At 65.6% G+C, this 24337-nt stretch carries 25 protein-coding genes and 1 riboswitch; of the genes, 20 read left to right on the top strand and 5 right to left on the bottom strand.

The genetic code is table 11. The features are described from left to right. Positions 1–350: 350 nt before the first annotated feature. A complete protein-coding gene (locus L0U82_RS16570) occupies positions 351–1298 on the top strand; it encodes a tyrosine-protein phosphatase (protein WP_233832364.1) in 948 nt (315 codons plus the stop codon). Between the two features lie 255 nt (positions 1299–1553). Here the strand turns inward: L0U82_RS16570 and L0U82_RS16565 are convergent, their stop codons facing one another. The 5 genes from L0U82_RS16565 to L0U82_RS16545 all read right to left on the bottom strand — a co-directional run bounded on the left by L0U82_RS16565 (position 1554) and on the right by L0U82_RS16545 (position 7300). Beyond that, positions 1554–2861, bottom strand: coding sequence for an ATP-binding protein (locus tag L0U82_RS16565; protein WP_233832362.1), 1308 nt, complete (start codon positions 2859–2861; stop codon positions 1554–1556). Next, on the bottom strand, positions 2858–3598 hold the full coding sequence (locus L0U82_RS16560) for a response regulator (protein ID WP_233832361.1): 741 nt from the start codon (positions 3596–3598) through the stop codon (positions 2858–2860). Before L0U82_RS16560 ends, L0U82_RS16565 begins: the two co-directional genes overlap by 4 nt. Before the next feature lie 190 nt (positions 3599–3788). Next, positions 3789–4529: a response regulator gene (locus tag L0U82_RS16555; RefSeq protein ID WP_233832360.1), complete on the bottom strand. Its 741-nt coding sequence runs from the start codon at positions 4527–4529 to the stop codon at positions 3789–3791. 192 nt (positions 4530–4721) lie between these two features. Then, positions 4722–5540: an SDR family NAD(P)-dependent oxidoreductase gene (locus L0U82_RS16550; RefSeq protein ID WP_233832358.1), complete on the bottom strand. Its 819-nt coding sequence runs from the start codon at positions 5538–5540 to the stop codon at positions 4722–4724. Positions 5541–5548: 8 nt separating this feature from the next. Then, on the bottom strand, positions 5549–7300 hold the full coding sequence (locus L0U82_RS16545) for an ABC transporter ATP-binding protein/permease (RefSeq protein WP_233832357.1): 1752 nt from the start codon (positions 7298–7300) through the stop codon (positions 5549–5551). 510 nt (positions 7301–7810) lie between these two features. Continuing rightward, positions 7811–7934, top strand: a riboswitch (TPP riboswitch). A gap of 223 nt (positions 7935–8157) precedes the next feature. Here L0U82_RS16545 and L0U82_RS16540 point away from each other — a divergent pair. The 19 genes from L0U82_RS16540 (at position 8158) to hisH (ending at position 24336) form a co-directional block, all read left to right on the top strand. Next, entirely contained in the window at positions 8158–9288 is a 1131-nt protein-coding gene (locus L0U82_RS16540) for an FAD-dependent oxidoreductase (protein ID WP_233832355.1), read from the top strand. A 66-nt stretch (positions 9289–9354) separates the two neighbouring features. Further along, entirely contained in the window at positions 9355–9552 is a 198-nt protein-coding gene (gene thiS / locus L0U82_RS16535; RefSeq protein ID WP_233832354.1) for a sulfur carrier protein ThiS, read from the top strand. A gap of 114 nt (positions 9553–9666) precedes the next feature. Next, positions 9667–10482, top strand: a complete 816-nt coding sequence (locus L0U82_RS16530) for a thiazole synthase (protein WP_233832353.1) — start codon at positions 9667–9669, stop codon at positions 10480–10482. Beyond that, on the top strand, positions 10479–11582 hold the full coding sequence (thiE, locus tag L0U82_RS16525; RefSeq protein WP_233832351.1) for a thiamine phosphate synthase: 1104 nt from the start codon (positions 10479–10481) through the stop codon (positions 11580–11582). Before L0U82_RS16530 ends, thiE begins: the two co-directional genes overlap by 4 nt. A 94-nt stretch (positions 11583–11676) precedes the next feature. Then, a complete protein-coding gene (locus L0U82_RS16520; protein ID WP_233832350.1) occupies positions 11677–12498 on the top strand; it encodes an ABC transporter ATP-binding protein in 822 nt (273 codons plus the stop codon). After that, complete coding sequence (gene mlaE, locus L0U82_RS16515) at positions 12495–13262, top strand: lipid asymmetry maintenance ABC transporter permease subunit MlaE (protein ID WP_233832348.1); 768 nt, start codon at positions 12495–12497, stop codon at positions 13260–13262. Before L0U82_RS16520 ends, mlaE begins: the two co-directional genes overlap by 4 nt. A gap of 101 nt (positions 13263–13363) precedes the next feature. Continuing rightward, complete coding sequence (gene mlaD / locus L0U82_RS16510) at positions 13364–13891, top strand: outer membrane lipid asymmetry maintenance protein MlaD (protein ID WP_233832347.1); 528 nt, start codon at positions 13364–13366, stop codon at positions 13889–13891. An 11-nt stretch (positions 13892–13902) separates the two neighbouring features. Further along, positions 13903–14895 carry an MlaA family lipoprotein gene (locus L0U82_RS16505; RefSeq protein WP_233832346.1) on the top strand — a complete coding sequence of 331 codons (993 nt, stop codon included), beginning with the start codon at positions 13903–13905 and terminating at the stop codon, positions 14893–14895. 113 nt (positions 14896–15008) lie between these two features. Further along, positions 15009–15641, top strand: coding sequence for an MlaC/ttg2D family ABC transporter substrate-binding protein (locus L0U82_RS16500; RefSeq protein ID WP_233832345.1), 633 nt, complete (start codon positions 15009–15011; stop codon positions 15639–15641). After that, entirely contained in the window at positions 15638–15949 is a 312-nt protein-coding gene (locus L0U82_RS16495) for an STAS domain-containing protein (protein WP_233832343.1), read from the top strand. The genes L0U82_RS16500 and L0U82_RS16495 overlap by 4 nt, the downstream gene beginning before the upstream one ends. Before the next feature lie 191 nt (positions 15950–16140). Further along, on the top strand, positions 16141–17073 hold the full coding sequence (locus L0U82_RS16490; RefSeq protein ID WP_233832342.1) for an ABC transporter ATP-binding protein: 933 nt from the start codon (positions 16141–16143) through the stop codon (positions 17071–17073). Then, positions 17070–17834 carry an ABC transporter permease gene (locus L0U82_RS16485; RefSeq protein WP_233832340.1) on the top strand — a complete coding sequence of 255 codons (765 nt, stop codon included), beginning with the start codon at positions 17070–17072 and terminating at the stop codon, positions 17832–17834. Before L0U82_RS16490 ends, L0U82_RS16485 begins: the two co-directional genes overlap by 4 nt. Before the next feature lie 13 nt (positions 17835–17847). Continuing rightward, the gene (locus L0U82_RS16480) at positions 17848–18087 is read left to right on the top strand and encodes a BolA family protein (RefSeq protein ID WP_062128429.1); all 240 of its coding nucleotides are present in this window, start codon (positions 17848–17850) and stop codon (positions 18085–18087) included. A gap of 112 nt (positions 18088–18199) precedes the next feature. Further along, complete coding sequence (murA, locus tag L0U82_RS16475) at positions 18200–19462, top strand: UDP-N-acetylglucosamine 1-carboxyvinyltransferase (RefSeq protein WP_233832338.1); 1263 nt, start codon at positions 18200–18202, stop codon at positions 19460–19462. Beyond that, complete coding sequence (gene hisG, locus L0U82_RS16470) at positions 19459–20157, top strand: ATP phosphoribosyltransferase (protein ID WP_233832336.1); 699 nt, start codon at positions 19459–19461, stop codon at positions 20155–20157. Before murA ends, hisG begins: the two co-directional genes overlap by 4 nt. Before the next feature lie 58 nt (positions 20158–20215). Next, a complete protein-coding gene (gene hisD / locus L0U82_RS16465) occupies positions 20216–21550 on the top strand; it encodes a histidinol dehydrogenase (RefSeq protein WP_233832334.1) in 1335 nt (444 codons plus the stop codon). A gap of 211 nt (positions 21551–21761) precedes the next feature. Then, the gene (gene hisC / locus L0U82_RS16460) at positions 21762–22832 is read left to right on the top strand and encodes a histidinol-phosphate transaminase (protein WP_233832332.1); all 1071 of its coding nucleotides are present in this window, start codon (positions 21762–21764) and stop codon (positions 22830–22832) included. 115 nt (positions 22833–22947) lie between these two features. Beyond that, on the top strand, positions 22948–23535 hold the full coding sequence (gene hisB, locus L0U82_RS16455) for an imidazoleglycerol-phosphate dehydratase HisB (RefSeq protein WP_013589774.1): 588 nt from the start codon (positions 22948–22950) through the stop codon (positions 23533–23535). A gap of 159 nt (positions 23536–23694) precedes the next feature. Next, positions 23695–24336 carry an imidazole glycerol phosphate synthase subunit HisH gene (hisH, locus tag L0U82_RS16450; RefSeq protein ID WP_233833305.1) on the top strand — a complete coding sequence of 214 codons (642 nt, stop codon included), beginning with the start codon at positions 23695–23697 and terminating at the stop codon, positions 24334–24336. Position 24337: the final 1 nt, after the last annotated feature.

The following is a 24337-nucleotide window of genomic DNA, read 5'->3' as shown; positions in this document are numbered from 1 at the left end:
ATTCTACGGGGAGGCGGCAATGCACGGTCGATTGGGCGGCGAAGGACGACGAACGGCAACGACGCGGTAATAACCGCCAGCACACGCAGCCGGGCGGAAATCAGTCGCGCAATATCCGGTAGGGCGCCACCCGGATCGCCAAGCTCGGAGCCGCCGCCGCACGCGCCTTGCGGTATCCCGACGCGTACTTGCAACGGCGTTTATCTCGACTCGTGTGCCGACGACCCGACCCTCTTTCCTCTTACTAACTACTACGCTGTAACGCAAAAGTTATCAGCGAACCGTTAAACTGCGTCTGCAGCCTGGCTGCCACGAATTGTTCCCCAATATCCGTCGTACCAACATCCCTGATGCCCGTCACCGCGAAAACCCGTTCGCCTTTCCGTCTTCTTGCCAGCACGACAGTGCAGGCAGGCCACGGCGCGCCGGACGAAACTTCGCCGTCGCGGCGGCGCTTCCTGAAAAGTTCGGCGGGTGCGGTACTGGCGGCGGGCTTCGGCAGCGCGTTGCTGTCCGCGTGCGGCGGCAGTCTCGGCGCCGATCAGGCGGAAACGCCGCGCCTCGCATCGGTCAGCAATTTCCGCGATCTCGCGGGCACGGGCACCGGCTATATGAGCGTCGACGGCAAGCAGATGCGCCGCGGCGCGTTCTATCGCGCGAACGCATTGACGCTGAGCAGCGCCGACCAGGCATCGCTCGACAAGCTCGGCATCGCGGCAGTCTTCGATCTGCGCACGCCCGCCGAAATTGCGCGCACCGCCGATGTGTTGCCCGCCGGCGCATCGGCGCGCACGCTCAATGTGCTCGGAACCGACGATTTCACGACTCCGACGTTCGACACCGCCGCGGACGCCGTCGCCTTCATGGAGGCACAGGCGCGCGCCTACGTGACAGGCACGGCGCAGCGGGCCGCGTTCGGCGCGTTGCTGGCCGCGCTTGCCAACGGCGAGGGCGCGCAGCTGTTCCATTCGAACGCGGGGAAGGATCGCGCGGGCTGGGTCGCGGCGCTGCTGCTGAGCATCGCCAACGTGCCGCTCGACGTGATCATGCAGGACTATCTGCTCAGCAACACCTACCTCGCGCGATCGATCGCCGCGCAGACGAGCACGCTGCGCGCTCAGGACGGTACGGCCGTTGCGACTGTCGAAGCGCCGCTGCTGAGCGTCGACGAAAATTATCTGCAGGCGGGCTTCGACCAGGTGCAGGCGAGCTACGGCACGATGGCGAGCTATCTGACGCAGGGCCTGGGCCTGTCGCAGGCGACCGTCGATACGCTGCGCAATCGACTCGTCCATTGACGCGAAGAAATAGCACGGAGCTGTAGCGGTGCAAAAAAAAGTCCACCTCAGGGGGCGGGTGGACGGAGAAGGGCGGCATTGGAGGTTGCCGGAGACGACTATACGGCTGTCGCCGGCACAGCGGTCGTGACGGTAAGGGCGCGTAAGTGCGGGTGCTGCGTGGGGACTGATTCGCGCGCCACGACTTGCGCGCGTATTGCTTCTGCCGCCGCTTCACCTTCATCCGCGTCCTCATCTACATCTTCAGTTCCGTCTTTACGCCGCCGCGCCCCCCACCGGCAATTCAATCCGCACCTCGAGCCCGCCCTGCGCATGATTGCGCACATGACAGCGTCCGCCGCGATCGTGCGCGAGCCGCGCGACGATCGCGAGGCCAAGCCCGCAATGGCCTTCGCCGCCGCGCGCCGCATCGAGCCGCACGAACGGTTTCATTGCGGCGGCGATGCGGTCGTCGGGAATGCCGGGACCGTGATCGCGCACATTGATCGTCCAGTGACGCTCGTCGCGCGCGGTCGCGATTTCCACTGGCGGCATCCCGTGTTCGAGCGCGTTGTCGACGAGGTTCGTGACGAGCCGGTCGAGCATCGTGCGCGGCAGCGCGAACGACGGCCCAGCGCGCAGATCGAGTGCGAATAGCGGCGCTTCGGCAGCCTCGCCGGACTCGGCCATTTCCATCGCGTCGCCCTGATCGCCCGACGAAAACTGCTCGCGCAGAAAATCGTCGACTTCGACCGGCGGCCCGGCGTCCGCGGATTGGCCCGCGAATTCGAGAAACTGCTGGACGATGTTGGTCAACGAATCGACGTCGCGGATCAGGCCGGTACGTTCGCTTTCGTCGACCAGCACGCTCGCACGCAGTTTCAGCCGCGTGAGCGGCGCTTTCAGATCGTGCGCGACACCGGCGAGCATCACTGCCTGATCGTCGCCGGCCTCGTTCAGGCGCCGCATCATGTCGTTGAACGAGCCGATCAGATCGCGCAGCTCGCGCGGACCTTGCACCGGCACCGGTTCAGGCCGTCCGCCCGAGCCGAACGCCCGCGACGCGTCGGCGACCCGCGACAGCGGCTTCTGCATCTGCCACACGGCGAACAGCGACAGAATCAGCGCGGCGAGCAGCATCGATACCGCTTCGACGAGAAAGCGCGGCGGCGGCGGCACGTCGACCGGCACGACCACCCAGTTGGATTTGCCGGGGAACAGCACCCACAGTTGCGGCGGGCGCAAATCGTCGAACGCGATCTGCGAGCCGGCCGGCAGGTTTTCGCGCAGATTCCGATCCAGTTCGACCAGCAGACGCCCGGTGGGCGCGTGCAGATGCACGGTCGCGGGCATGTTCCAGGTGGGCACTAGGTGCACGCGCATCGCCGGCGCGAGCGCGGCGCCCTTGATCGGCTCGCTGTTGATCGCTTGCAGCACGAGCATGATGCCGCGCGCGAAGCCGTCGATTTCATGGCGCGGCGGCTGCATCGTCACCAGCACGAACCAGCTCGCCTGAATCGCGAACAGCACCGCCGCCGACAGCAACGCCATTCTGCCGAACAGCGTGTTCAGCGGATTTTTCATGCGGCCGGAGCGCCCTCTTCTTCGAAGGGCGTGCCGTTGGCATCCGGCACGAACACGTAGCCCTTGCCGCGCACTGTCTGCACGTAGCAGGGATTGGACGGGTCGTCTTCGATCACGCGGCGCAGACGCCAGATCGGCACGTCGAGGCTGCGGTCGCGGAACGCGAGGTTGTCGCGATGCACGAGATCGTGAATCAGCACGCGCGACAGCACCTTGTACGGGTTGTTGACGAAGATCTTCAGCAGCGCGAATTCGCTGTCGCGCAATGGCAGCTTGACGTCGTCGCGGCTCAGCGAGCGGGTCGCGAAGTCGAGTTCGAACGGGCCGAAGCGATAGCGCTTGCGTGCCTCGGGCGCGCTGGTGGTGGACGGCCCGCGCCGGCGCAGCACGGTCTGGATGCGCACCAGCAGTTCGCGCGGATCGAACGGCTTGGTCAGGTAGTCGTCCGCGCCGAGCGACAGGCCGACGATGCGATCGGCCACGGTGCCGCGCGCGGTCACGAAAATCACCGGAATGTCGTCGCCGGCGGCGCGCAATGCGGTGAGCGCGCGCAGCCCGTCGGTGTTCGGCATCATGATATCGAGCACGACGACCGACGGTCGCTCGCGTTCGAGACGGCGCTGCAGGTGAGTGCCGTCGTGCAGCACGGACGCATCGAAGCCGTTCGACTGGAGAAACTTGCAGAGCAGATCGCGTACGACCGGATCGTCGTCGACGATAAGGACCTGTGGATTCATGGCGAAATTCTAGACTGGCGTACTTGACACGCGACCGGGGCGTTCCTTACCAACGCTTACGATACGGCGCGCCGGCTGACTTGCGCGCGACGCGTATCTGCGCGGGTTTAACGCTTACTTTAGCACCGCTCTATCCGGCGCTCCGCCGGCGCGGCTTCCACGCTTTCCACATTTTCCACACGCGCCGGGATCAGGCCGGCGATGCGAGGCAGCGTTCGAGCGTGCCGAACTCGCCATCCGGCACGAACACGTAGCCGCGTCCCCAGACCGTCTGAACGTAGCGCGGCTCGGACGGATCCGCTTCGATCAGCCGGCGCAAACGCCAGATCGACACGTCGAGGCTGCGATTGCGATGCGCTTCGCTGCTGCCGTGCAGCTTTTCGAGCAGTTGCGCGCGCGTAAGGACGCTCATCGGGTGCGTGACGAACACCTTCAGCAGCGCGAATTCGCTTGAGCGCAACGCGATCCGGGTGGTGCCGCGATGCAGTTCGCGCGCGGGGAAATTCACTTCGAAGTGACCGAAGCGATAGGGCGCGCGTTGCTCCGGCGCTCCCGGCGCGTTCGAGCTGCGACGGCGCAGCACGGTGCGAATTCGCGCGACCAGCTCGCTCGGCTCGAACGGCTTGCCGAGATAGTCGTCGGCGCCGAGTTCGAGGCCGATGACGCGATCGATCGGTTCGGCGCGCGCGGTCAGCAGGATCACGGGGATATCGTCGCCAGCGACACGCAGCATGCGCAGCGCGCTGATGCCGTCGAGCTCCGGCATCATGATGTCGAGCACGACGAGCGCCGGACGCTCGTCCTGCAAGCGGCGCTGCAGCCCCTGGCCGTTTTCGAGCGTAGCGACGTTGAAGCCGCGTTCGCGCAGATAGGCGCTGACGAGTTCGCGCACGACGGGGTCGTCGTCGACGATCAGGATGGTCTGGTTCATTCAGGCCATCTTAGTGACGCGCACGCGACGAGCAAAGCGTGCGCGGCTTTCGAATCCTTTCGGTGTAAGACAACGCAAGTTAGCCGCGCAGCGAAACTGGCCGGCTTCGCTTCAACGGTGCTTGCGAGTGATCGTTGTGTATCGGTGCAGCGTCGCTCTGGCGCGTAAGTGGCGCGACGCAACCAACGCTGCTTAACCGAGCGTCAGGCCGCCGTCGATATGAATCACCTGACCGGTGATATGACGCGCTTCGTCCGACAGCAGAAACGCGATCAGCGCGGCGACGTCCGCGGGTTCGGCGACATGGCCGAGCGGCGTCGCCTCGGCGGCGCGCGTCCAGACTGTCGCGTTATCGGCGCTTGGGCCGTGATCCTTACGCGTATAGCCGGGCGCCACGCAATTGACGGTCACGCCGAGCGGCGCGAGTTCGGCCGCCGCGGTCCGGGCCAGCGATTCGAGCGCCGCCTTCGCTGCCGCGGTCGCGGCAAATGGCGCATCCGCGCGATAGCGATGGGCGACGAACGAACTCAATGCGATCACGCGAGCCCGCTTCGAGGTTTCGAGCGCGGGCATCGCGCGTCGCACGAGTGCGGCGAACGCGGCCGGCATCGCGGCGAAGGCGGAGGTGAAGGTGTCGGGGTCGAGCGACGCGAGCGTTTGACGCTGCGCATGTCCCGCGTTGGCGACCAGTTGATCGAGCGCGCCGAAAGTCGCGAGTGTCTGGTGGATCAGATGCTCGGCCGCGCCGCGCTCGGCTAGGTCGCCGAACACCGTCGCGCAGCGTGCGCCGCTTGCCGTGCAGTCGGTGGCAACCTGCGCGAGGCGCTGGCGCGAAGCATCGTCGGCGCCGCGTGCGTGCAGCATCAATGCGGTGTGCGGCGCGGCGATGCGTCGGGCGAGAGCCGCGCCGATGCCGGAGCCCGCGCCGGTGATCAGTACGACGCGCGCGGCGGCGGCGGGGTTCGTGCCGCCGTTCGTGTGGCCGGCCGCGCTGGCGTCGCTCGCGCTCATTGCATTACTTAGGCTGCCACGGCTTCGCGCGAGCGCTCGACTTCGAGCGTTTCGTCATGGAACGCCGCGAGCGAATCGCGATGCGCGACGCTGACGATCGCCGCCTTCGGCAGCCGCTCGGTGAGCAGGCGATAAAGCCGCGCCTCGTTTTCCGAGTCGAGCGCGCTGGTCGCTTCGTCGAGGAACAGATAGTCCGGCTTGTGCAGCAGCACGCGCGCGGCGGCGAAGCGTTGCTGCTCGCCCGGCGACAGCACGCGGGTCCAGTGCGCCGACTCCTGCAGACGGTCCGCGTACTCGGACAGATGGCAGGTGACCAGCGCGTCGCTGCATTCGGCGTCGGTGTAGGTATCGGCCGCGGACGGATAGGCGAGCGCCGCCTTCAGCGTGCCGATCGGCATGTAGCTCACTTGCGGGATGAACATCATGCGCGCGTTGACCGGCGCGTCGATCGAGCCGTCGCCGAACGGCCACAGGCCCGCGAGCGCGCGCATCAGCGTGCTCTTGCCGGCGCCCGACGGACCGCGCACGAGCCAGCGCGAGCCCGGCCGGATCGCGATATCACGGATGCGCGACAGCGGGTTGCCATTGGGCAGCGCGAGCTTCAGGCCGTCGGTGGAGAGCTGGTTGGCGTCAACGAAATGCAGGTTGATGCCGCCGTGCTCGGTGGCCGGCGACACCGATTCCTTCAGACGCGGCGCGTGCATGATGCGTTTGAATTCACGCAACCGGTTCACGGTCGCGCGCCATTCGACGAGGCTCGTATAACTGTTGATGAACCACGAGAACGAATCGCTGACGGTGCCGAACGCGCTCGAAATCTGCATCAGCACGCCGAACGTGAAGGCGCCAGCGAAGTAGCGCGGCGCCGCGACGACGATCGGGAAGATGATCGCGATCTGGCCGTAGAAGCTCAGCACGAAGGTGAGGCGCTTCGTGTACTTCATCACTTGCCACCAGTTGTCGCGGATCCGGCCGAACAGCGATTGCGCGTTGGTCTTCTCGGTGTCCATGCCGTTGTAGAACGCGATCTGCTCGGCGTTCTCGCGCAGCCGGATCAGGCCGAAACGGAAATCCGCCTCGACCTTCTGCGCCTGATAGTTGATCGACACGAGCGGATGGCCGACCTTCTGCGTGACCAGCGAGCCGACCACCGCGTAGAGCGCGGCGGCCCACACCATATAGCCGGGGATGTGCAGCGGCATGCCGCCGAGCGAGATGGTCAGCGCGCCGGCGAGCGACCACAGAATGGTGATGAACGACACCAGCGTGACGACAGTGGACAGCAGATCGAGTGTCAGCGACAACGTCGTGGTCGCGAATGATTGCAGGTCGTCGCTGATCCGCTGGTCGGGGTTGTCGGTGAGGCGGTCGCGCTCGATGCGGTAGAACGCGCTGTCGTTCAGCCATTCGTTCAGATAGCGCGTGGTCAGCCACTGGCGCCAGCGGAAGCCGAGCATCTGGCGCAGGTAACGCCCATACACGGCGAGGATGATGAAGCCGAACGCGAGTCCGGAGAAGATCATCAACAGATGCGGGAAGTCGTGGACGTTCTTCGCTTGCAGCGCGTTGTAGAAGTCGGCGCTCCAGCGATTCAGGCGCACGTTGATCCAGACAACGAGCAGGTTCATCACGATGATCGTGACGAGCAGCCCCCATGCGACGAAGCGTTCTTCCGAAACCCAGTAAGGCTTGATCAGGCTCCAGGCGGAGACTTTGTCGTCGGGCGGCAGCTGGGGGCTGGCTGAGGTATGTGGTGTCATGAGCGTCCTGATGAAGTGCTGGCCCGAAGGGCTGAGCCGGCGAGCCGGTCCGTTCGGGTCGACCTGCGTCGGGCCGTGGTGTCGGCTGCCGCGCCTGTCGCGAAGCCGCGCTGCGGCGGGTGCGCTATCCGCCCGGCCGTCGTGCCCGTCAGACGGGCGTTCGGGGATCCAGGCGCGCGCCGATTCTGGCGTGATGCCCTTAAGCGAGAATTAATTTTCGCTGCCCGCGCCCGGCCCTGATGTTGCATCGACGTTGCCTCGAGAGTGTTCCGGGATTGACCGGATGACGCCTTCGCGCGGGCCGCCATGGACGGCCTCGCGCGCCGTTCGCGCCGCGTCTTGCGCGTCGCTTCGGCACCCGGTCACGGCATTGTGCCAGAGCGGCGAGTGCCTCCGCATCGGGATCGCGAAGAAGGCGCGGATCGGGCGCGCAGCCGTTGGCGCGGACCGTCCAGGCAGCACGGCGGCGCTGGTTTGCGGGCGCCGCGGCTTTTATGGTCTAATGACCTTTCGACGAAACAGGGGTGCTTCGCACACTGCCGGCATGATTCCGATCACGCGGCGGCGAGGCTGAGAGAGACCCTTTGCACCCGATCCGGGTAATACCGGCGCGGGAAGTTTCCGGAAGTCAGCCGTCTTCCATCCCCCGCCGGGCGGCGAGCGCACATCACGTGCGAACGCATGGCCCGGCCGGCTTCACCCGCCGGTTTCGTCCTGGGTACGTGCGTTTTTGGGCCGTACGGAAAGGACTCGATGACCGCCTATTCTTCAGACATGTATTTTTCTCTTCGTCACGCCGCCCTTGGCGCGCCGTGCCGCCTTGGCTTTGTCTGCCGCCGCTACATGGAGCGTGCGCGATGAGCCATGTCAGCCGACCTGATTTCGCGGTGCTCGGCGGCGGGCTGTGCGGCCGGCTGGTCGCGTGGCGACTCGCCAGCGAAGGACACCGCGTCGCGCTGTACGAGCGCGGCGATGCGGCCGGCTCGCAGGCCGCCGCGTGGGTCGCTGCGGCAATGCTCGCGCCGCTCGCCGAAGCCGCGAGCGCCGAACTGCTGATCACCCGGCTCGGCGCGAGTTCGCTCGAAAGCTGGCCGCGAGTGCTCGCCGAACTGCCGGAGCCGGTGTTTTTCCAGCGCAATGGCACGCTCATCGTGTGGCATCACTCGGATCGCACCGAGGCGCCGCTGTTTGAGCGCCGGGTGCGCGCGAACGCACCGGCCGAACTGCTCGACGGTGGCTTCGTCGCGCTTGCGGGCGTGCAGTTGGGCGACGCGGAGCCCGCGCTCGCCGGCCGTTTCAATCAGGGCTGGCTGCTGCCGCACGAAGGCCAGCTCGACAATCGCCAGGTGTTGAGCGCGCTGGCCGCCGGCCTCGCCGAACGCGGCGTCGACACGCACTGGAATACCACCATCGACGATACGTCGCTGCCCGAGGCCGGCATCACGATCGACTGCCGCGGACTCGGCGCGAAGCGCGTGCTGCCGACATTGCGCGGCATCCGCGGCGAAGTCGCGCGCGTGCATGCGCCCGGCTTGCAACTGAGCCGCCCGGTGCGGCTGCTGCACCCGCGCTATCCGCTCTATATCGCACCGAAGCAGAACGGCCTCTACGTGATCGGCGCGACCGAGGTCGAAGGCGAGGACATGTCGCCGGTCAGCGTGCGCTCGGCGCTCGAGTTGCTGAGCGCGGCGTTCTCGGTGCATCCGGGCTTCGGCGAGGCGCGCATCCTCGAACTCAATTCGCAATGCCGGCCGACGTTGCCCGATCACCGCCCGGCGCTGCTGTGGGACGGCGCGCGCACGTTGCGCGTGAACGGCCTGTACCGGCACGGCTACATGATCGCGCCGGAAGTCGCCGACGAAGCGGTGCGCTTCGCGGCGGCGCTGCTGGACGGCCGCGTCAGCGACGCCGACGGGTTCGCCGGCTGGCGGCGCGACGCGCGTTGGAGCGAGCTTTTCCAGCAGGATTTCGCGCGCGAGCCGGCCTGAGCGTGGCGTGCCGTCGCACCGTCCGCCACGCTGCTTTCGCCATCGATTGAACCGTATCCGAACGCCATGGACATTCATATCAACCAGAAGCCGTTGTCACTGCCCGAAGGCGCGACTGTCGCCGATGCGCTCGCCGCCTATGGCGCGCGTCCGCCGTTCGCGGTCGCGTTGAACGGCGATTTCGTCGCGCGCTCGCAGCATGCGGCGCGCGCGCTTGAGCCGGGCGACCGGCTCGACGTCGTGCAACCGGTGGCAGGCGGCTGAGCGCTCGCGCGCCTGCCGGTGGCTCAGCGGCTGCTCAGTAGCCGCTCAGTGGCCACCCACCCGTCGCCGAAACCCATTGCCGCCGCTCGATGGCGGCAAACCAGGATGATGCAAATGACTTCTCAACAGAGCGCCGACGCATTCACGCTGTACGGTCAAACCTTCGCGAGCCGCGTGCTGCTCGGCACCTCGCGCTATCCGTCGCTGCAGTCGCTGTCCGACTCGATCGACGCCGCGCGCCCCGGCATGGTGACCGTCGCGCTGCGCCGCCAGATGAACGAAGGCAACGCCGAAGCCGGCTTCTTCGATCTGCTCAAGCGCCACGGCGTGCCGCTGTTGCCGAACACCGCGGGCTGCCTGACCGTCGGCGAGGCGGTGGCCACTGCGCACATGGCGCGTGAAATCTTCGAGACCGATTGGATCAAACTCGAACTGATCGGCGACGACTACACGCTGCAGCCCGACCCGGTCGGCCTGATCGAAGCGGCCGCGCGGCTCGTCAAGGACGGCTTCAAGGTACTGCCGTATTGCACCGAAGATCTGGTGATCGGCCGTCGCCTGCTCGACGCCGGCTGCGAGGCGTTGATGCCGTGGGGCGCGCCGATTGGCACCGGCAAGGGCGTGATCAATCCGTACGGGCTGCGTGTGCTGCGCGAGCGTCTGCCCGATGTGCCGCTGATCGTCGATGCCGGGCTCGGCGTGCCGTCGCACGCGGCGCAGGTGATGGAGTGGGGCTTCGACGGCGTGCTGCTGAACACGGCGGTGTCGCAGGCGACGCACCCCGACGCGATGGCGCGCGCGTTCGCGCTAGGCGTCGAGGCAGGCCGCGAAGCGTATCTCGCGGGGCCGATGGCCGAGCGCGAAAGCGCGCACGCGAGCACGCCGGTGGTCGGCATGCCGTTCTGGCATCAGGATGGGAGCGCCGCATGACACAGTCTCTAACGTTGAAAGATCGCGACCTGTTCTGGCCGCCCGCCGATGAACTGACCGAAGCCGCGGAGCGTATCCGCGCCCGCCTGGGCGACTGGCCGCCGACTCACGCGCCGTGGCGCATCTGCCTGACCGCGTCGGACGAACCGAACGGCGGCGACCTGATCGTGATCGCCGACGCGCAACAGCACGGCGAGCAGTTGGCGCGCTGGCTCACGCGCGGCGCGGGCGTGATCGAGGCCGCGCAGCATCGCGCGACGCTGCATCTGGGTGGCGAGAAGTACGCGCTCGAAGGCCATCTGGCGGAAGACTGGATCGCCGCGCTCGCCGCGTTTCTCGATTGCGGTTTCGATCCGCACGATGCGCTGGTGCTCGCGCTCGCCTGGCGCGACGGCGACGAAACTCGCGTCGGCGACGCATTCCCGTCCGATCTCGCGCGCTTTCCGCGTCTGCTGGGCCTGCCTGCCGCGCCGACGCTGGCGTTCCCGCGCTGCCCTGAAAAGCTCGGGCTCTATCCGGTGCTGCCGACCGCGGACTGGGTCGAGCGGGTGGTCGGTTTCGGCGTGAAGACGGTGCAGTTGCGTCGCAAGTCGGCCGAACCCGCCGACGAACTGAAGCGCGAAATTGCTCGCTGCGTGGCGGCCGGCCGCGCGCACGACGCACAGGTGTTCATCAACGACCACTGGCGGGCTGCGATCGAAGCGGGCGCGTACGGCGTGCACCTCGGCCAGGAGGACGTGCATACCGCGGACCTCGCGGCGCTCGCCGACGCGGGTATCCGTCTGGGTCTGTCGACGCATGGCTTCTACGAAATGCTGAAGGCGCTGCATTTCCGCCCGAGTTACATTGCGTTGGGCGCGGTGTTTCCGACCACCACCAAGGTGATGCCGACGGCGCCGCAGGGGCTGAAGCGTCTCGTGCGCTACGTGCGGCTGCTCGACGGTGTCGTGCCGCTCGTCGCGATCGGCGGGATCGATCTGCAGGTGCTGCCCGAGGTGCTCGCGACCGGCGTCGGTTGCGCGGCCGTGGTCCGGGCGGTGACCGAAGCGGCCGATCCGGCTGCCGCGGTTTCTGCACTGCAACAAGCGTTTACGCAATAATCGTCACGCTTCGTTAAGGACCAGGGCACCTCACGGCAGCTTTTGCATGATGGCCCTATAATTCGGCCTTCCGTGTAAAAGGATTGTCAGTTTGGTGCCTTCCTCCACCGAGACCTTACTCGAGCTGCGCGACGTCGACTTCGGTTACGGCGACCGGCTCGTTCTGTCGAATCTGAATCTGCGTTTTCGCCGCGGTCAGGTCGTCGCGGTCATGGGCGGCTCGGGTTGCGGCAAGACCACGGTGCTGCGCCTGATCGGCGGCCTCGTGCGCGCGCAGCGCGGCCAGATTCTGTTCCACGGCCAGGACATCGGCGAGCAGACGCGCGAAGGTCTCTACGCGCTGCGCCGCAAGATGGGCATGCTGTTTCAATTCGGCGCGCTGTTCACCGATATGTCGGTGTTCGAAAACGTCGCCTTCTCGCTGCGCGAGCACACCGACCTCCCCGAAGAACTGCTGCGCGACCTCGTGCTGATGAAGCTCAACGCGGTCGGGCTGCGCGGTGCGCGCGATCTGCTGCCGTCCGAGATTTCGGGCGGCATGGCGCGGCGCGTGGCACTCGCGCGCGCGATCGCGCTCGACCCCGAGCTGATGATGTACGACGAGCCGTTCGCCGGCCTCGATCCGATTTCCCTTGGCATCACCGCCAATCTGATCCGCACGCTTAATCAGGCGCTCGGCGCCACCTCGATTCTGGTCACGCACGACGTGCCGGAATCGTTCGCGATTGCGGACTACGTGTACTTTCTCGCCAACGGCGGCGTGCTCGCCGAGGGCACGCCCGATGAACTGCGTGCGTCGACCGATCCGACCGTGCGGCAGTTCATCGACGGCGCGCCGGACGGCCCGTTCCGCTTCCATTACCCGAGCCAGACGCCGCTCGGCGCGGACTTCGGCATCGGTGGAGGTCAGTCATGATCAGCACGATTGGTCGCTCGGTGATCAACGGGCTCGGCACGGCAGGCTACGCGACGCGTTTCTTTCTGCGGCTGGTGCTCGAGCTGTTTCCGTTGCTGCGCCGTCCGCGTCTTGTCACGAAGCAGATCCACTTCGTCGGTAATTACTCGCTCGTGATCATCGCGGTGTCGGGGCTGTTCGTCGGCTTCGTGCTCGGCCTGCAGGGCTACTACACGTTGAATCGCTATGGTTCCGAGCAGGCGCTCGGGCTGCTGGTCGCGCTGTCGCTCGTGCGCGAACTCGGGCCGGTGGTTACCGCGCTGCTGTTCGCCGGCCGCGCGGGCACGTCGCTCACGGCCGAGATCGGCCTGATGAAAGCGGGCGAGCAACTCACCGCCATGGAAATGATGGCCGTCGATCCGGTCAAGGTCGTGATCGCGCCGCGTCTGTGGGCCGGCATTATCTCGATGCCGATCCTCGCCGCGATTTTCAGCGCGGTCGGTATTCTGGGCGGCTACGTGGTGGGCGTGCTGCTGATCGGCGTCGATTCCGGCGCGTTCTGGTCGCAGATGCAGGGCGGCGTCGACGTGTGGCGCGATATCGGCGCCGGGGTCGTCAAGAGCGTGGTGTTCGGCCTCGCGGTGACCTTCGTCGCGCTGTATCAAGGCTACGAGGCGAAGGCGACGCCGGAAGGCGTGTCGCGCGCGACGACCCGCACGGTCGTGTACGCGTCGCTCGCGGTGCTCGGCCTCGATTTCCTGCTGACCGCACTGATGTTCAGCTAAGACAGAAGCCGCGCGGCGTGCCGGCTGCCGGCGGCGCTCGACGCGCCGTGCGCGGCGGGAAGTGGTGGCAAGCGGCGCGGCGGATTCACTTTGGGATGACGATGAAAAAGAATGCTCTCGACTTCTGGGTCGGCCTGTTCGTGGTGCTGGGTTTCGTCGCGCTGCTGTTTCTCGCGCTGAAGGCCGGCAACATGAGTTCGCTGTCGTTCCAGGCGACCTACCCGGTCAAGCTGAAGTTCGACAATATCGGCGGACTGAAGCCGCGCGCGCCGGTGAAGAGCGCGGGCGTGACGGTCGGCCGTGTTGCTTCGATCGGTTTCGACAGCAACGCGTACCAGGCGCTCGTGACGATCGATATCGACAAGCAATATCAGTTTCCGAAAGACTCGTCGGCAAAGATCCTGACTTCGGGGCTGCTCGGCGAGCAATATATTGGGCTTGAGCCGGGCGGTGACACGGAAATGTTGAAGGCCGGCGATACGATCTCGATGACACAATCGGCGATCGTGTTGGAAAACCTGATCGGCCAGTTCCTGTATAGCAAGGCCGCGGATTCCGGCGCGGCGAAGCCCGCTGCGCCGGCCGCGGCGCCGGCGCCTGCCGCGCCTGCTGCCGGCGCGAGTCAATAAGGAGAACAAGAATGCAGACCACGCTGCAGACCTCGCGCATCGGCGCGCGCGTCTTCCAGTTCGGCAAGCTCGCGACGGCGGCGGCACTGCTCGCCGGTTGCGCGACCGTGCAAACGCCGACCAAGGGCGATCCGTTCGAAGGCTTCAACCGCACGATCTTCACCGTCAACGACAAGATCGACCAGTACGCGCTGAAGCCGGCCGCGAAGGGTTACGTCTGGGCCACGCCGCAGCCGGTGCGCGATAGCGTGACGAACTTCTTCTCGAACATCGGCGACGTGTACATCGCCGCGAACAACCTGCTGCAGTTGCGCATCGCCGACGGCGTGTCGGACGTGATGCGGATCGTGATTAACACGGTGTTCGGCGTCGGCGGCCTGTTCGACGTCGCGACGCTCGCGAAGCTGCCCAAGCACGAGAACGACCTCGGCCTGACGCTCGGCCACTACGGTGTGCCGGCGGGCCCGTACCTCGTGCTGCCGCTGTTCGGTCCGAGCACGGTGCGCGACGCGGTCGGCTCGATCGGCAACTACTACGTGAACCCGGTCAGCTATATCGATCCGCCGGGCCTGAGCTGGGGGCTGTATGGGCTGAACGTGATCAACGTGCGCGCGAACCTGCTCGGCGCGAGCGACGTGCTCGAAGGCGCGGCGCTGGATAAATATTCGTTCGTGCGTAACGCGTATCTGCAGCGCCGTCAGTATCTGCTGTCGGATAACCGTCGCCGGCCGCAGGATCTGCCGAACTACGACGAGGAAGCGCCGCTGCCGAAGTACGACGAAGACACTGGCGCGGCGGGTACGCAGGGTGCTGCGGCACAGACGGCGCCGGCGTCCGGCGCGGCCGCGACCGCACCGCAGGGCGCATCCGCGGCAGCTCCCGAGGCTGCGTCAGGCACCGGGACGCCGCCGATCGATCTGAGGGGCGGTCCCGAAACGCAGATTCCGGCCGACCAGCTGGTGCCGCCGACGCGTTTCAATTTCCCGTCCTTCAAATTGCGTTGAACGTGCAGCGGTAACAGATCGATACGACTCTCGCAGTTTGCGCATGGATTGCCGTCGAAGTCGCGTGGTAAGGTCGATCACACCGTTGCACAATTTTTGAGGCAAGACTCAATATGAAAAAATTCTTCCTGATTCCGTTGTTTGCCGCGTTGTTCTCGTTCATTAGCGTGGGTGCGTCGGCACAAACCGTCGACACCAACTCGCCGGACGGCATGGTCAAAACCGTCACCCAGCAGGTGATCGACTCGATCCGCGGCGACAAGTCGATCCAGCAGGGCGACATCTCGCACATCACGCGTCTGGTCAACGAAAAGATCCTGCCGTACACCGATTTCCGTCGCACCACGCAGCTCGCGATGGGCCGCAACTGGCGTGCCGCCACGCCCCAGCAACAGGACCAGGTGGTCGACCAGTTCAAGATGTTGCTGATCCGCACGTATTCGGGCGCGCTCGCACAGGTTCGCGACCAGCAGATCCAGTGGAAGCCGTTCCGCATGAACCCGGACGATACCGACACGGTGGTGCGCTCGGTCGTGATGAACAACGGCCAGCCGATCGAACTCGACTACCGTCTGTACAAGACGCCGCAAGGCTGGCGCGTGTATGACATCAACGTGCTCGGCGCATGGCTGATCCAGGCGTACCAGCAACAGTTCAGCGAGCAGATCCAGCAGAAGGGCGTGGACGGACTGATCCAGTTCCTCACGCAGCGCAACCAGCAACTCGCCGCGGGCAAGCAGTCGTGAGCGAAGTGCTGAACCCGGTCGCGAACCGCTTCGCAAGCGGCGCGACGCTGACCCACGCGAGCGCGAAGGCCGCGCTCGCGGCGGGTCTGCAACGCATCGCGGCAGGCGCGGGCGGCGTCGATTGCGCACCGCTCACGCAGTTCGATTCCGCCGCGCTCGCGGTGCTGCTCGCGTGGGTGCGGGCAGCGGCCGCGCGCGGCGTCAGATTCGAAATCGTCAATCTGCCGGCAGGTCTTGCCAGCCTCGCGCAAGCCTACGGCGTCGATACCCTTCTCCCCACGCAGATAGTTGCGTCGGCGCGACATTGACGCTCCGCTAGCGTCATCTCCCATCCTTCCGGCCGGGCCGGGGGTGCCGGTTTTTGCCCTATAATCAAACGTTTTTTTGGGGCTCTGAATTGGCCCCTAATCGGCTCCAAATCCGTTTCTCCGAGCATTTGCTCGCCCCCCAGGCTCCGCCGGGGCTACTTTAGGTGCCGCGCCGCACGCGGCCCACAGTCATGTCAGCCATAGAAATTCGTAACGTCAAGAAGCGCTATAAAGAGTTGCAGGCGCTCAAGGGCGTCAGCCTCACGGTCGAAGAAGGCGAGTTCTTCGGACTGCTCGGTCCGAACGGTGCGGGCAAAACGACGCTCATTAGCATTCTGGCCGGTCTCGCGCGCGCCGACGAAGGCAGCATCGCGGTGCGCGGTCACGACGTCGTCGACGATTTCCGGAATGCGCGCCGCGCGCTCGGCGTGGTGCCCCAGGAACTCGTGTTCGATCCGTTCTTCACGGTGCGCGAAACCTTGCGCATCCAGTCCGGCTACTACGGGCTGCGCAACAACGACGCGTGGATCGACGAGATCATGGCGAATCTCGATCTCACCGAGAAAGCCGACGCCAATATGCGCGCGCTGTCGGGCGGCATGAAGCGCCGCGTGCTGGTCGCGCAGGCGCTCGTGCACCGGCCGCCGGTCATCGTGCTCGACGAGCCGACCGCCGGGGTCGACGTCGAACTGCGCCAGACACTGTGGAAATTCATCTCGCGCCTGAATCGCGAAGGTCACACGATCGTGCTGACCACCCACTATCTCGAAGAAGCCGAATCGTTGTGCGACCGCATCGCGATGCTGCGCCGTGGCGAGGTGGTCGCGCTCGACCGCACCAGCACGCTGCTGCAACGCTTTGCCGGCATGCAGCTGTTCGTGCGCTTCGCGCAGGGCGTGCTGCCCGCCGAGCTGCGTCCGCTCGAGGCGGAAGGCGGCGCGAGCAACGGCAACGGGCGCCAGCATCTGCTGCGTCTCACGAGCTACGACGACGTGGAACGCATCCTCGCGCAATGCCGCGCGGCGGGTTGCACATTCGAAGAAATCGAGGTCCGCAAGGCCGATCTCGAAGACGTATTCGTTCAGGTGATGAACGGTCCGGAAGTGATCGAGGGGCTTGCATGAGCGGTTACAGTGGGTTCAGTACGCTGTTTTACAAAGAGCTGTTGCGTTTCTGGAAGGTGGCGTTCCAGACCGTGCTCGCGCCGGTCATCACCGCGCTGCTGTATCTGACGATCTTCGGCCATGCGTTGCGCGGCCACGTGCAGGTCTATCCGGGTGTCGAATACACGAGCTTCCTGATTCCGGGCCTCGTGATGATGAGCGTGCTGCAGAACTCGTTCGCGAACAGTTCGTCGTCGCTGATCCAGTCGAAGATCACCGGCAACCTGGTGTTCGTGCTGCTGCCGCCGCTGACGCATTACGAAATGTATGCGGCCTACGTGCTCGCGGCGGTTGCGCGCGGCCTGTGCGTCGGCTTCGGTGTGTTCATCGTGACGATCTGGTTCGTGCCGCTCAGTTTCAGCGCGCCGCTGTACATCATCGTGTTCGCGATGTTCGGCGCGGCGATTCTCGGCACGCTCGGTCTGATCGCCGGCATCTGGGCCGAGAAATTCGACCAGCTCGCGGCATTCCAGAACTTCCTGATCATGCCGCTCACGTTCCTGTCGGGCGTGTTCTACTCGACGCACACGCTGCCGCCGGTATGGCGCGAAGTGTCGCGGCTCAATCCCTTTTTCTACATGATCGACGGCTTTCGCTACGGTTTCTTCGGGGTGTCGGATATCGACCCGCTGGTGAGCCTCGCGATCGTCGCCGGTTTCTTCGTGGTGCTGGCCGCGGTGGCGATGCGCCTGCTCGCCACCGGCTTCAAGCTGCGCCACTGACGAGGAGCTTCCCATGTTGCCGACTCCAGAACAGGTCAAGCAGTACATCGCGGCAGGGCTCGCATGCGAGCACCTCGAAGTCGAAGGCGACGGTCAGCATTTCTTTGCGACGATCGTCTCGCCGAGTTTCGAAGGCAAACGCCTGATCCAGCGACATCAACTCGTGTACGCGGCGCTCGGCGACCGCATGCGCGAAGAAATCCACGCGCTCAGCATGAAGACGCTGACGCCCGCCGAATGGCAGAACGCGTAAATCTGGAAATTTAGTGCGAATTACTCAGGAAGGGCGCGACGCCGCGAGCGGCGCGCCGAACACAGTCAAGACGGCCGCGGGCGCGACCCGGGCCGATCAGGAACCGACAGGCATGGATAAACTCATCATTGAAGGCGGCTACCCGCTATCCGGTGAAGTTGTCGTCTCGGGCGCGAAGAACGCGGCATTGCCGATCCTGTGCGCGAGCCTGCTGTCCGCGGAGCCGGTGCATCTGGAGAACGTGCCCGATCTGCAGGACGTGCGCACGATGCTGAAGCTGCTCGGCCAGATGGGCGTGCGTATCGAAGCAAGCGAAGGCCGCGTGGCGCTCGATGCCTCCAAGGTCGACAACCTCGTCGCGCCGTATGAGATGGTGAAGACCATGCGCGCGTCGATCCTCGTGCTCGGCCCGCTGGTCGCGCGCTTCGGCCATGCGCGCGTGTCGCTGCCGGGCGGCTGCGCGATCGGCGCGCGGCCGGTCGATCAGCACATCAAGGGTCTGCAGGCGATGGGCGCCGAGATCACGATCGAGCACGGCTTTATCGAAGCGCGCGCGAAGCGTCTGAAGGGCGCGCGCATCGTCACCGACATGATCACCGTGACCGGCACCGAGAACCTGCTGATGGCGGCGGTGCTGGCCGAAGGCGAAACGGTCATCGAGAACGCCGCGCGCGAGCCGGAAGTGGTCGACCTCGCGCATCTGCTGGTCGCGATGGGCGCGCAAATCGACGGCATCGGCACCGACCGTCTTGTGATCCAGGGCGTCGACAAGCTGCACGGCGCGACGCACGCGGTGATTCCGGACCGCATCGAAGCGGGCACGTTCCTGTGCGCGGTCGCGGCCGCCGGTGGCGACGTGACGCTGCGCAAGATGCGTCCGCTGCTGCTCGAAGCCGTCACTGAAAAGCTGCGCGAAGCGGGCGTGACCGTCGACGAAGGCGACGACTGGATGCGCGTGCGCATGGACAAGCGTCCGAGCGCGGTCACGTTCCGCACCTCCGAATACCCGGCGTTCCCGACCGACATGCAGGCGCAGTTCATGGCGCTGAACGCGATCGCGGACGGCACTGCTCAAGTCGTCGAAACGATCTTCGAAAACCGCTTCATGCACGTGCAGGAGTTGAACCGGCTCGGCGCGAGCATCACGATCGACGGCAACACCGCGCTCGTGAACGGCGTCGGCAAGCTGTCCGGCGCGAAGGTGATGGCTACCGATCTGCGCGCGTCCGCGAGTCTCGTGATCGCCGCGCTGCGCGCCGAAGGCGAGACGCTGATCGACCGCATCTATCACCTCGATCGCGGTTACGACCGGATGGAAGCCAAGCTCAATGCAATCGGCGCGAAAGTGCGCCGCGTCTCCGGGAGCGAGGTATGAGCTCGATGCCGCAAACGTCATCGTCGCCGGCGGTGAGCGCACCGCTCACGCTCGCGTTGTCGAAAGGGCGTATCTTCGAGGAAACGCTGCCGCTGCTCGCGGCGGCCGGCATCGAAGTCGCTGAAGACCCCGAAACGTCGCGCAAGCTGATCCTGCCGACCACCGACGCAAACCTGCGCGTGATCATCGTGCGCGCGACCGATGTGCCGACCTATGTCGAGTACGGCGCGGCCGATTTCGGCGTGGCCGGCAAGGACGTGCTGCTCGAGCATGGCGGCAGCGGCCTGTATCAGCCGGTCGATCTGGAGATTGCGCGCTGCCGCATGTCGGTCGCGGTGGCCGCGGGTTTCGATTATGCGAACGCGGTGCGCCAGGGCGCCCGCCTGCGCGTCGCGACCAAGTATGTTGAAACCGCGCGCGAGCACTTCGCCGCCAAGGGTGTGCACGTCGACCTGATCAAGCTGTACGGTTCGATGGAACTCGCGCCGCTGGTGGGCCTCGCCGACGCGATCGTCGACCTGGTCAGCTCGGGCAATACGCTGCGCGCGAACAATCTGGTCGAGGTGGAGGAGATCATGCAGATTTCGTCGCGCCTCGTGGTGAACCAGGCCGCGCTGAAGCTGAAGCGCGCCGCGTTGCGGCCGATTCTCGATGCGTTCGCCAGCGCGTCAAAAGCCGGCGCGCCGGCCGCCTGACCGACGATGGCAATCTGATTACCCAGCACACGCGCGCCTTACCGAAACGGATACCTGTATGTCTATCAAGATTCGCAAACTCGATTCCACCGCTCCCGGCTTCCACAAGTCGCTGCATGCGGTGCTCGCGTTCGAGGCGAGCGAAGACGAAGCCATCGAGCGCTCGGTCGCGCAGATTCTGAACGACGTGAAGGCGCGCGGTGATGAGGCGGTGCTCGAGTACACGAACCGCTTCGACCGGCTCGACGCGAAGAGCGTCGCTGAACTCGAACTGCCGATGGCGGAGCTTGAAGCGGCGCTCGAAAGTCTCGAACCGAAGCGGCGCGCGTCGCTGGAAGCGGCGGCGGCGCGCGTGCGCGGCTATCACGAGAAGCAGAAGATCGAGTGCGGCAGTCATAGCTGGCAGTACACCGAGGCCGACGGCACGGTGCTCGGCCAGAAGGTCACGCCGCTCGATCGCGCGGGTATCTATGTGCCGGGAGGCAAGGCCGCGTATCCGTCGTCGGTGCTGATGAACGCGATTCCGGCGCGAGTGGCCGGCGTGCGTGAGATCGTCATGGTGGTGCCGACGCCGGACGGCGTGAAAAACCCGCTGGTGCTGGCCGCGGCGTTGCTCGGCGGTGTCGATCGGGTGTTCACGATCGGCGGCGCACAGGCGGTCGGCGCGCTCGCGTACGGCACGCAAACGGTGCCGGCGGTCGACAAGATCTGCGGTCCCGGCAATGCGTACGTCGCGTCGGCCAAGCGCCGCGTGTTCGGCACGGTCGGCATCGACATGATCGCCGGGCCGTCGGAAATCCTCGTGCTGTGCGACGGCACGACCGATCCGCGCTGGGTCGCGATGGACCTGTTCTCGCAGGCCGAACACGACGAACTCGCGCAGTCGATCCTGCTGTGCCCAGACGACGCATTCATCGCGCGCGTGCACGAAGCGATCGACGAACTGCTGCCGACGATGCCGCGCCGCGACGTGATCCGCACATCGCTCGAAAATCGCGGCGCGCTGATCAAGGTGCGCGACATGGCCGAGGCCTGCGCGATCGTCAACGACATCGCGCCCGAACACCTCGAAATCTCGGCGCTGGAGCCGCATCAGTGGGCGCAGCAGATTCGCCACGCCGGCGCGATCTTCCTTGGCCGCTACACGAGCGAGAGCCTCGGCGACTATTGCGCGGGCCCGAATCACGTGCTGCCGACCTCGCGTACCGCGCGTTTTTCGTCGCCGCTCGGCGTCTATGATTTCTTCAAGCGGTCGAGCCTGATCGAAGTCAGCGCCGAAGGCGCGCAGACGCTCGGCGAGATCGCCGCCGAACTCGCGTATGGCGAAGGCCTGCAGGCGCATGCGCGCAGTGCCGAATACCGGATGCGGCAGAACAACAACGAACGGGGCTGAAGCGGATAGCGGATAACGGTGGCGCGGCGAAGTAGAGCCGGGAGCGAACCGGGTTTCCGCGCTTCGCCCACTTTCGCCACTGCCGGGCGCGCCAGCGCAAGCCCACGCCACGCCGAATCACCCGTTCATAACCACGACAGAGACCAACCAGCGCGGCCATCGGCCGCCGACACCAGGCCGGCTTTCCCGCATGGCCCGGGCTCACTGACCTATGACGACACCTCAAGACATCATCCGCCGCGACGTACTCGCAATGACCAGCTATCCGGTGCCGGACGCCACGGGCTTCATCAAGCTCGACGCGATGGAAAACCCGTTCGCGCTGCCGCCGGAACTGGCCGCGCAGCTCGGCGAGCGGCTGGCCAGTGTCGCGCTGAACCGCTATCCGGCGCCGCGTCCCGAAGCGCTGATCGAGCGGATCCGCAATGTGATGGGTGTGCCCGCCGGATGCGACGTGCTGCTCGGCAACGGCTCGGATGAAATCATCAGCATCATGTCGATCGCGTGCGCGAAGCCGGGTGCGAAAGTGCTCGCGCCGGTGCCGGGTTTCGTCATGTATCAGGTGTCCGCGCAGCTGGCGAATCTCGAATTCGTCGGCGTGCCGCTGAAAGCGGACTTCACGCTCGACACCGAAGCGATGCTCGCGGCGATCGCCGAGCACGAACCGGCGATCGTTTATCTCGCGTATCCGAACAACCCGACCGGCACGCTGTACGACGACGCCGACATCGAGCGCATCATCGCCGCGGCGAGCCACAGCCTGGTCGTGATCGACGAGGCCTATCAGCCGTTCGCGCAGAAGAGCTGGCTGCCGCGCGCCGACCAGTTCGACAACGTCGTCGTGATGCGCACGGTGTCGAAACTGGGGCTTGCCGGCATCCGCCTCGGCTACCTGGTCGGCAAGCCCGCGTGGCTCACCGAATTCGACAAGGTGCGCCCGCCCTACAACACCAACGTGCTCACCCAGGCCGCCGCCGATTTCCTGCTCGACCACGTGAGCGTGCTCGATGCACAGGCCGCGCAATTGCGCGATGAGCGCGCGAAGCTCGCGCAGGCGGTCGCCGCGCTGCCGGGTGCCGAAGTGTTCCCGAGCGCCGGCAACTTCCTGCTGGTGCGCGTGCCCGATGCGTCCGTGCTGTTCGAAACCCTGCTAACCGCGCGGGTTCTGATCAAAAACGTGAGTAAAATGCATGCATCGCTGGCCAATTGTGTGCGTTTGACCGTCGGTTCGCCGGAAGAAAACGCCCAGTTGCTCGCCGGGCTGAAACTGGTGCTGCGCTGATTTGCAGCACTGATTCGCGGCATTGATCCGGTACACGGATCCGAAGTATCGAACGGTCCGCCGTTTTTCCACCCCACACTTACTAGCGCTTTCTAGCCAGATTCGAGGAATTACCATGCGCCTTGCGGAAGTCGTTCGCAACACCAGCGAAACGCAGATCCGTGTGAAGATCAACCTGGACGGCACCGGTCAGCAGAAGCTGGCCACCGGTGTGCCGTTCCTGGATCACATGCTCGACCAGATCGCCCGTCACGGGCTGTTTGACCTCGACATCGAAGCGCATGGCGACCTGCACATCGACGACCACCATACGGTCGAAGACACCGGCATCACGCTCGGTCAGGCGGTGGCGAAGGCGATCGGCGATCGCAAGGGTATTCGCCGCTATGGCCATTCCTACGTGCCGCTCGACGAAGCGCTGTCGCGCGTCGTGATCGACTTTTCCGGCCGTCCGGGCCTCGAATTCCACGTCCCGTTCACACGCGCGCGTATCGGCACGTTCGACGTCGACCTGTCGATCGAATTCTTCCGCGGTTTCGTGAACCACGCGGGCGTCACGCTGCATATCGACAATCTGCGCGGCATCAACGCGCACCATCAGCTCGAAACGGTGTTCAAGGCGTTCGGGCGCGCACTGCGCATGGCTGTCGAACTCGACGAGCGCGCGGCCGGACAGATTCCGTCGACCAAGGGCAGTCTTTAACAGGTCTTCAACGAGCCTCTAATCGTCTTTCATCGCCTCTAGCGTCTTCACGCCACTCACCTTTAGCGATCCATCCGGCAGCGCCGCGCGAACCTGCAACCGTCGTTCGACGCCGCGCGCCGGTATCGATGGATCAATGGCATGGCGGCCAAACTTGAAATGAAAACTTCGATAGCGATTGTGGATTACGGAATGGGCAACCTGCGTTCGGTGGCCCAGGCTTTGCGCCAGGCCGCACCGGAAGCGGACGTGGCGATCGTCGATAAGCCGGAAGCGATCCGCGCGGCCGACCGCGTCGTGCTGCCCGGTCAAGGCGCGATGCCCGATTGCATGCGCAGTCTCGGTGCATCCGGCTTGCAGGAAGCGGTCGTCGAGGCGTCGCGCAGCAAACCGCTGATGGGTGTGTGCGTCGGCGAACAGATGCTGTTCGACTGGAGCGCGGAAGGCGACACGCCGGGTCTCGGTCTGCTGCCCGGCAAGGTTGTGCGCTTCGAACTCGAAGGCCAGGTGCAGGACGACGGCTCGCGCTTCAAGGTCCCGCAGATGGGCTGGAATCGCGTGCGCCAGGCGCAGAACCATCCTCTGTGGGATGGCGTTGCCGACAATGCATTCTTCTACTTCGTGCACAGCTATTACGTGGTGCCGGACAATCCCGCGCATACGTCGGGCGAAACGGTGTATGGCTTGGCGTTTACGTCGGCGGTAGCACGGGATAACATCTTCGCCACTCAATTTCACCCTGAAAAGAGCGCCGAAGCGGGCTTGCGCGTGTATCGCAACTTCGTGCACTGGAACCCGTGAA

The sequence above is a fragment of the Paraburkholderia sp. ZP32-5 genome (assembly GCF_021390495.1).
Classification (GTDB): domain Bacteria; phylum Pseudomonadota; class Gammaproteobacteria; order Burkholderiales; family Burkholderiaceae; genus Paraburkholderia.
The sequence above is the reverse complement of the archived record's forward strand: the minus strand, read 5'-3'. Positions and strand labels throughout refer to the sequence as shown.

Coding starts and splice junctions, on each gene's coding strand:
- L0U82_RS16570 (WP_233832364.1), top strand. CDS start 351: ATGCCCGTCACCGCGAAAACCCGTTCGCCTTTCCGTCTTCTTGCCAGC.
- L0U82_RS16565 (WP_233832362.1), bottom strand. CDS start 2,861: ATGAAAAATCCGCTGAACACGCTGTTCGGCAGAATGGCGTTGCTGTCG.
- L0U82_RS16560 (WP_233832361.1), bottom strand. CDS start 3,598: ATGAATCCACAGGTCCTTATCGTCGACGACGATCCGGTCGTACGCGAT.
- L0U82_RS16555 (WP_233832360.1), bottom strand. CDS start 4,529: ATGAACCAGACCATCCTGATCGTCGACGACGACCCCGTCGTGCGCGAA.
- L0U82_RS16550 (WP_233832358.1), bottom strand. CDS start 5,540: ATGAGCGCGAGCGACGCCAGCGCGGCCGGCCACACGAACGGCGGCACG.
- L0U82_RS16545 (WP_233832357.1), bottom strand. CDS start 7,300: ATGACACCACATACCTCAGCCAGCCCCCAGCTGCCGCCCGACGACAAA.
- L0U82_RS16540 (WP_233832355.1), top strand. CDS start 8,158: ATGAGCCATGTCAGCCGACCTGATTTCGCGGTGCTCGGCGGCGGGCTG.
- thiS (WP_233832354.1), top strand. CDS start 9,355: ATGGACATTCATATCAACCAGAAGCCGTTGTCACTGCCCGAAGGCGCG.
- L0U82_RS16530 (WP_233832353.1), top strand. CDS start 9,667: ATGACTTCTCAACAGAGCGCCGACGCATTCACGCTGTACGGTCAAACC.
- thiE (WP_233832351.1), top strand. CDS start 10,479: ATGACACAGTCTCTAACGTTGAAAGATCGCGACCTGTTCTGGCCGCCC.
- mlaE (WP_233832348.1), top strand. CDS start 12,495: ATGATCAGCACGATTGGTCGCTCGGTGATCAACGGGCTCGGCACGGCA.
- mlaD (WP_233832347.1), top strand. CDS start 13,364: ATGAAAAAGAATGCTCTCGACTTCTGGGTCGGCCTGTTCGTGGTGCTG.
- L0U82_RS16505 (WP_233832346.1), top strand. CDS start 13,903: ATGCAGACCACGCTGCAGACCTCGCGCATCGGCGCGCGCGTCTTCCAG.
- L0U82_RS16500 (WP_233832345.1), top strand. CDS start 15,009: ATGAAAAAATTCTTCCTGATTCCGTTGTTTGCCGCGTTGTTCTCGTTC.
- L0U82_RS16490 (WP_233832342.1), top strand. CDS start 16,141: ATGTCAGCCATAGAAATTCGTAACGTCAAGAAGCGCTATAAAGAGTTG.
- L0U82_RS16485 (WP_233832340.1), top strand. CDS start 17,070: ATGAGCGGTTACAGTGGGTTCAGTACGCTGTTTTACAAAGAGCTGTTG.
- L0U82_RS16480 (WP_062128429.1), top strand. CDS start 17,848: ATGTTGCCGACTCCAGAACAGGTCAAGCAGTACATCGCGGCAGGGCTC.
- murA (WP_233832338.1), top strand. CDS start 18,200: ATGGATAAACTCATCATTGAAGGCGGCTACCCGCTATCCGGTGAAGTT.
- hisG (WP_233832336.1), top strand. CDS start 19,459: ATGAGCTCGATGCCGCAAACGTCATCGTCGCCGGCGGTGAGCGCACCG.
- hisD (WP_233832334.1), top strand. CDS start 20,216: ATGTCTATCAAGATTCGCAAACTCGATTCCACCGCTCCCGGCTTCCAC.
- hisC (WP_233832332.1), top strand. CDS start 21,762: ATGACGACACCTCAAGACATCATCCGCCGCGACGTACTCGCAATGACC.
- hisB (WP_013589774.1), top strand. CDS start 22,948: ATGCGCCTTGCGGAAGTCGTTCGCAACACCAGCGAAACGCAGATCCGT.
- hisH (WP_233833305.1), top strand. CDS start 23,695: ATGAAAACTTCGATAGCGATTGTGGATTACGGAATGGGCAACCTGCGT.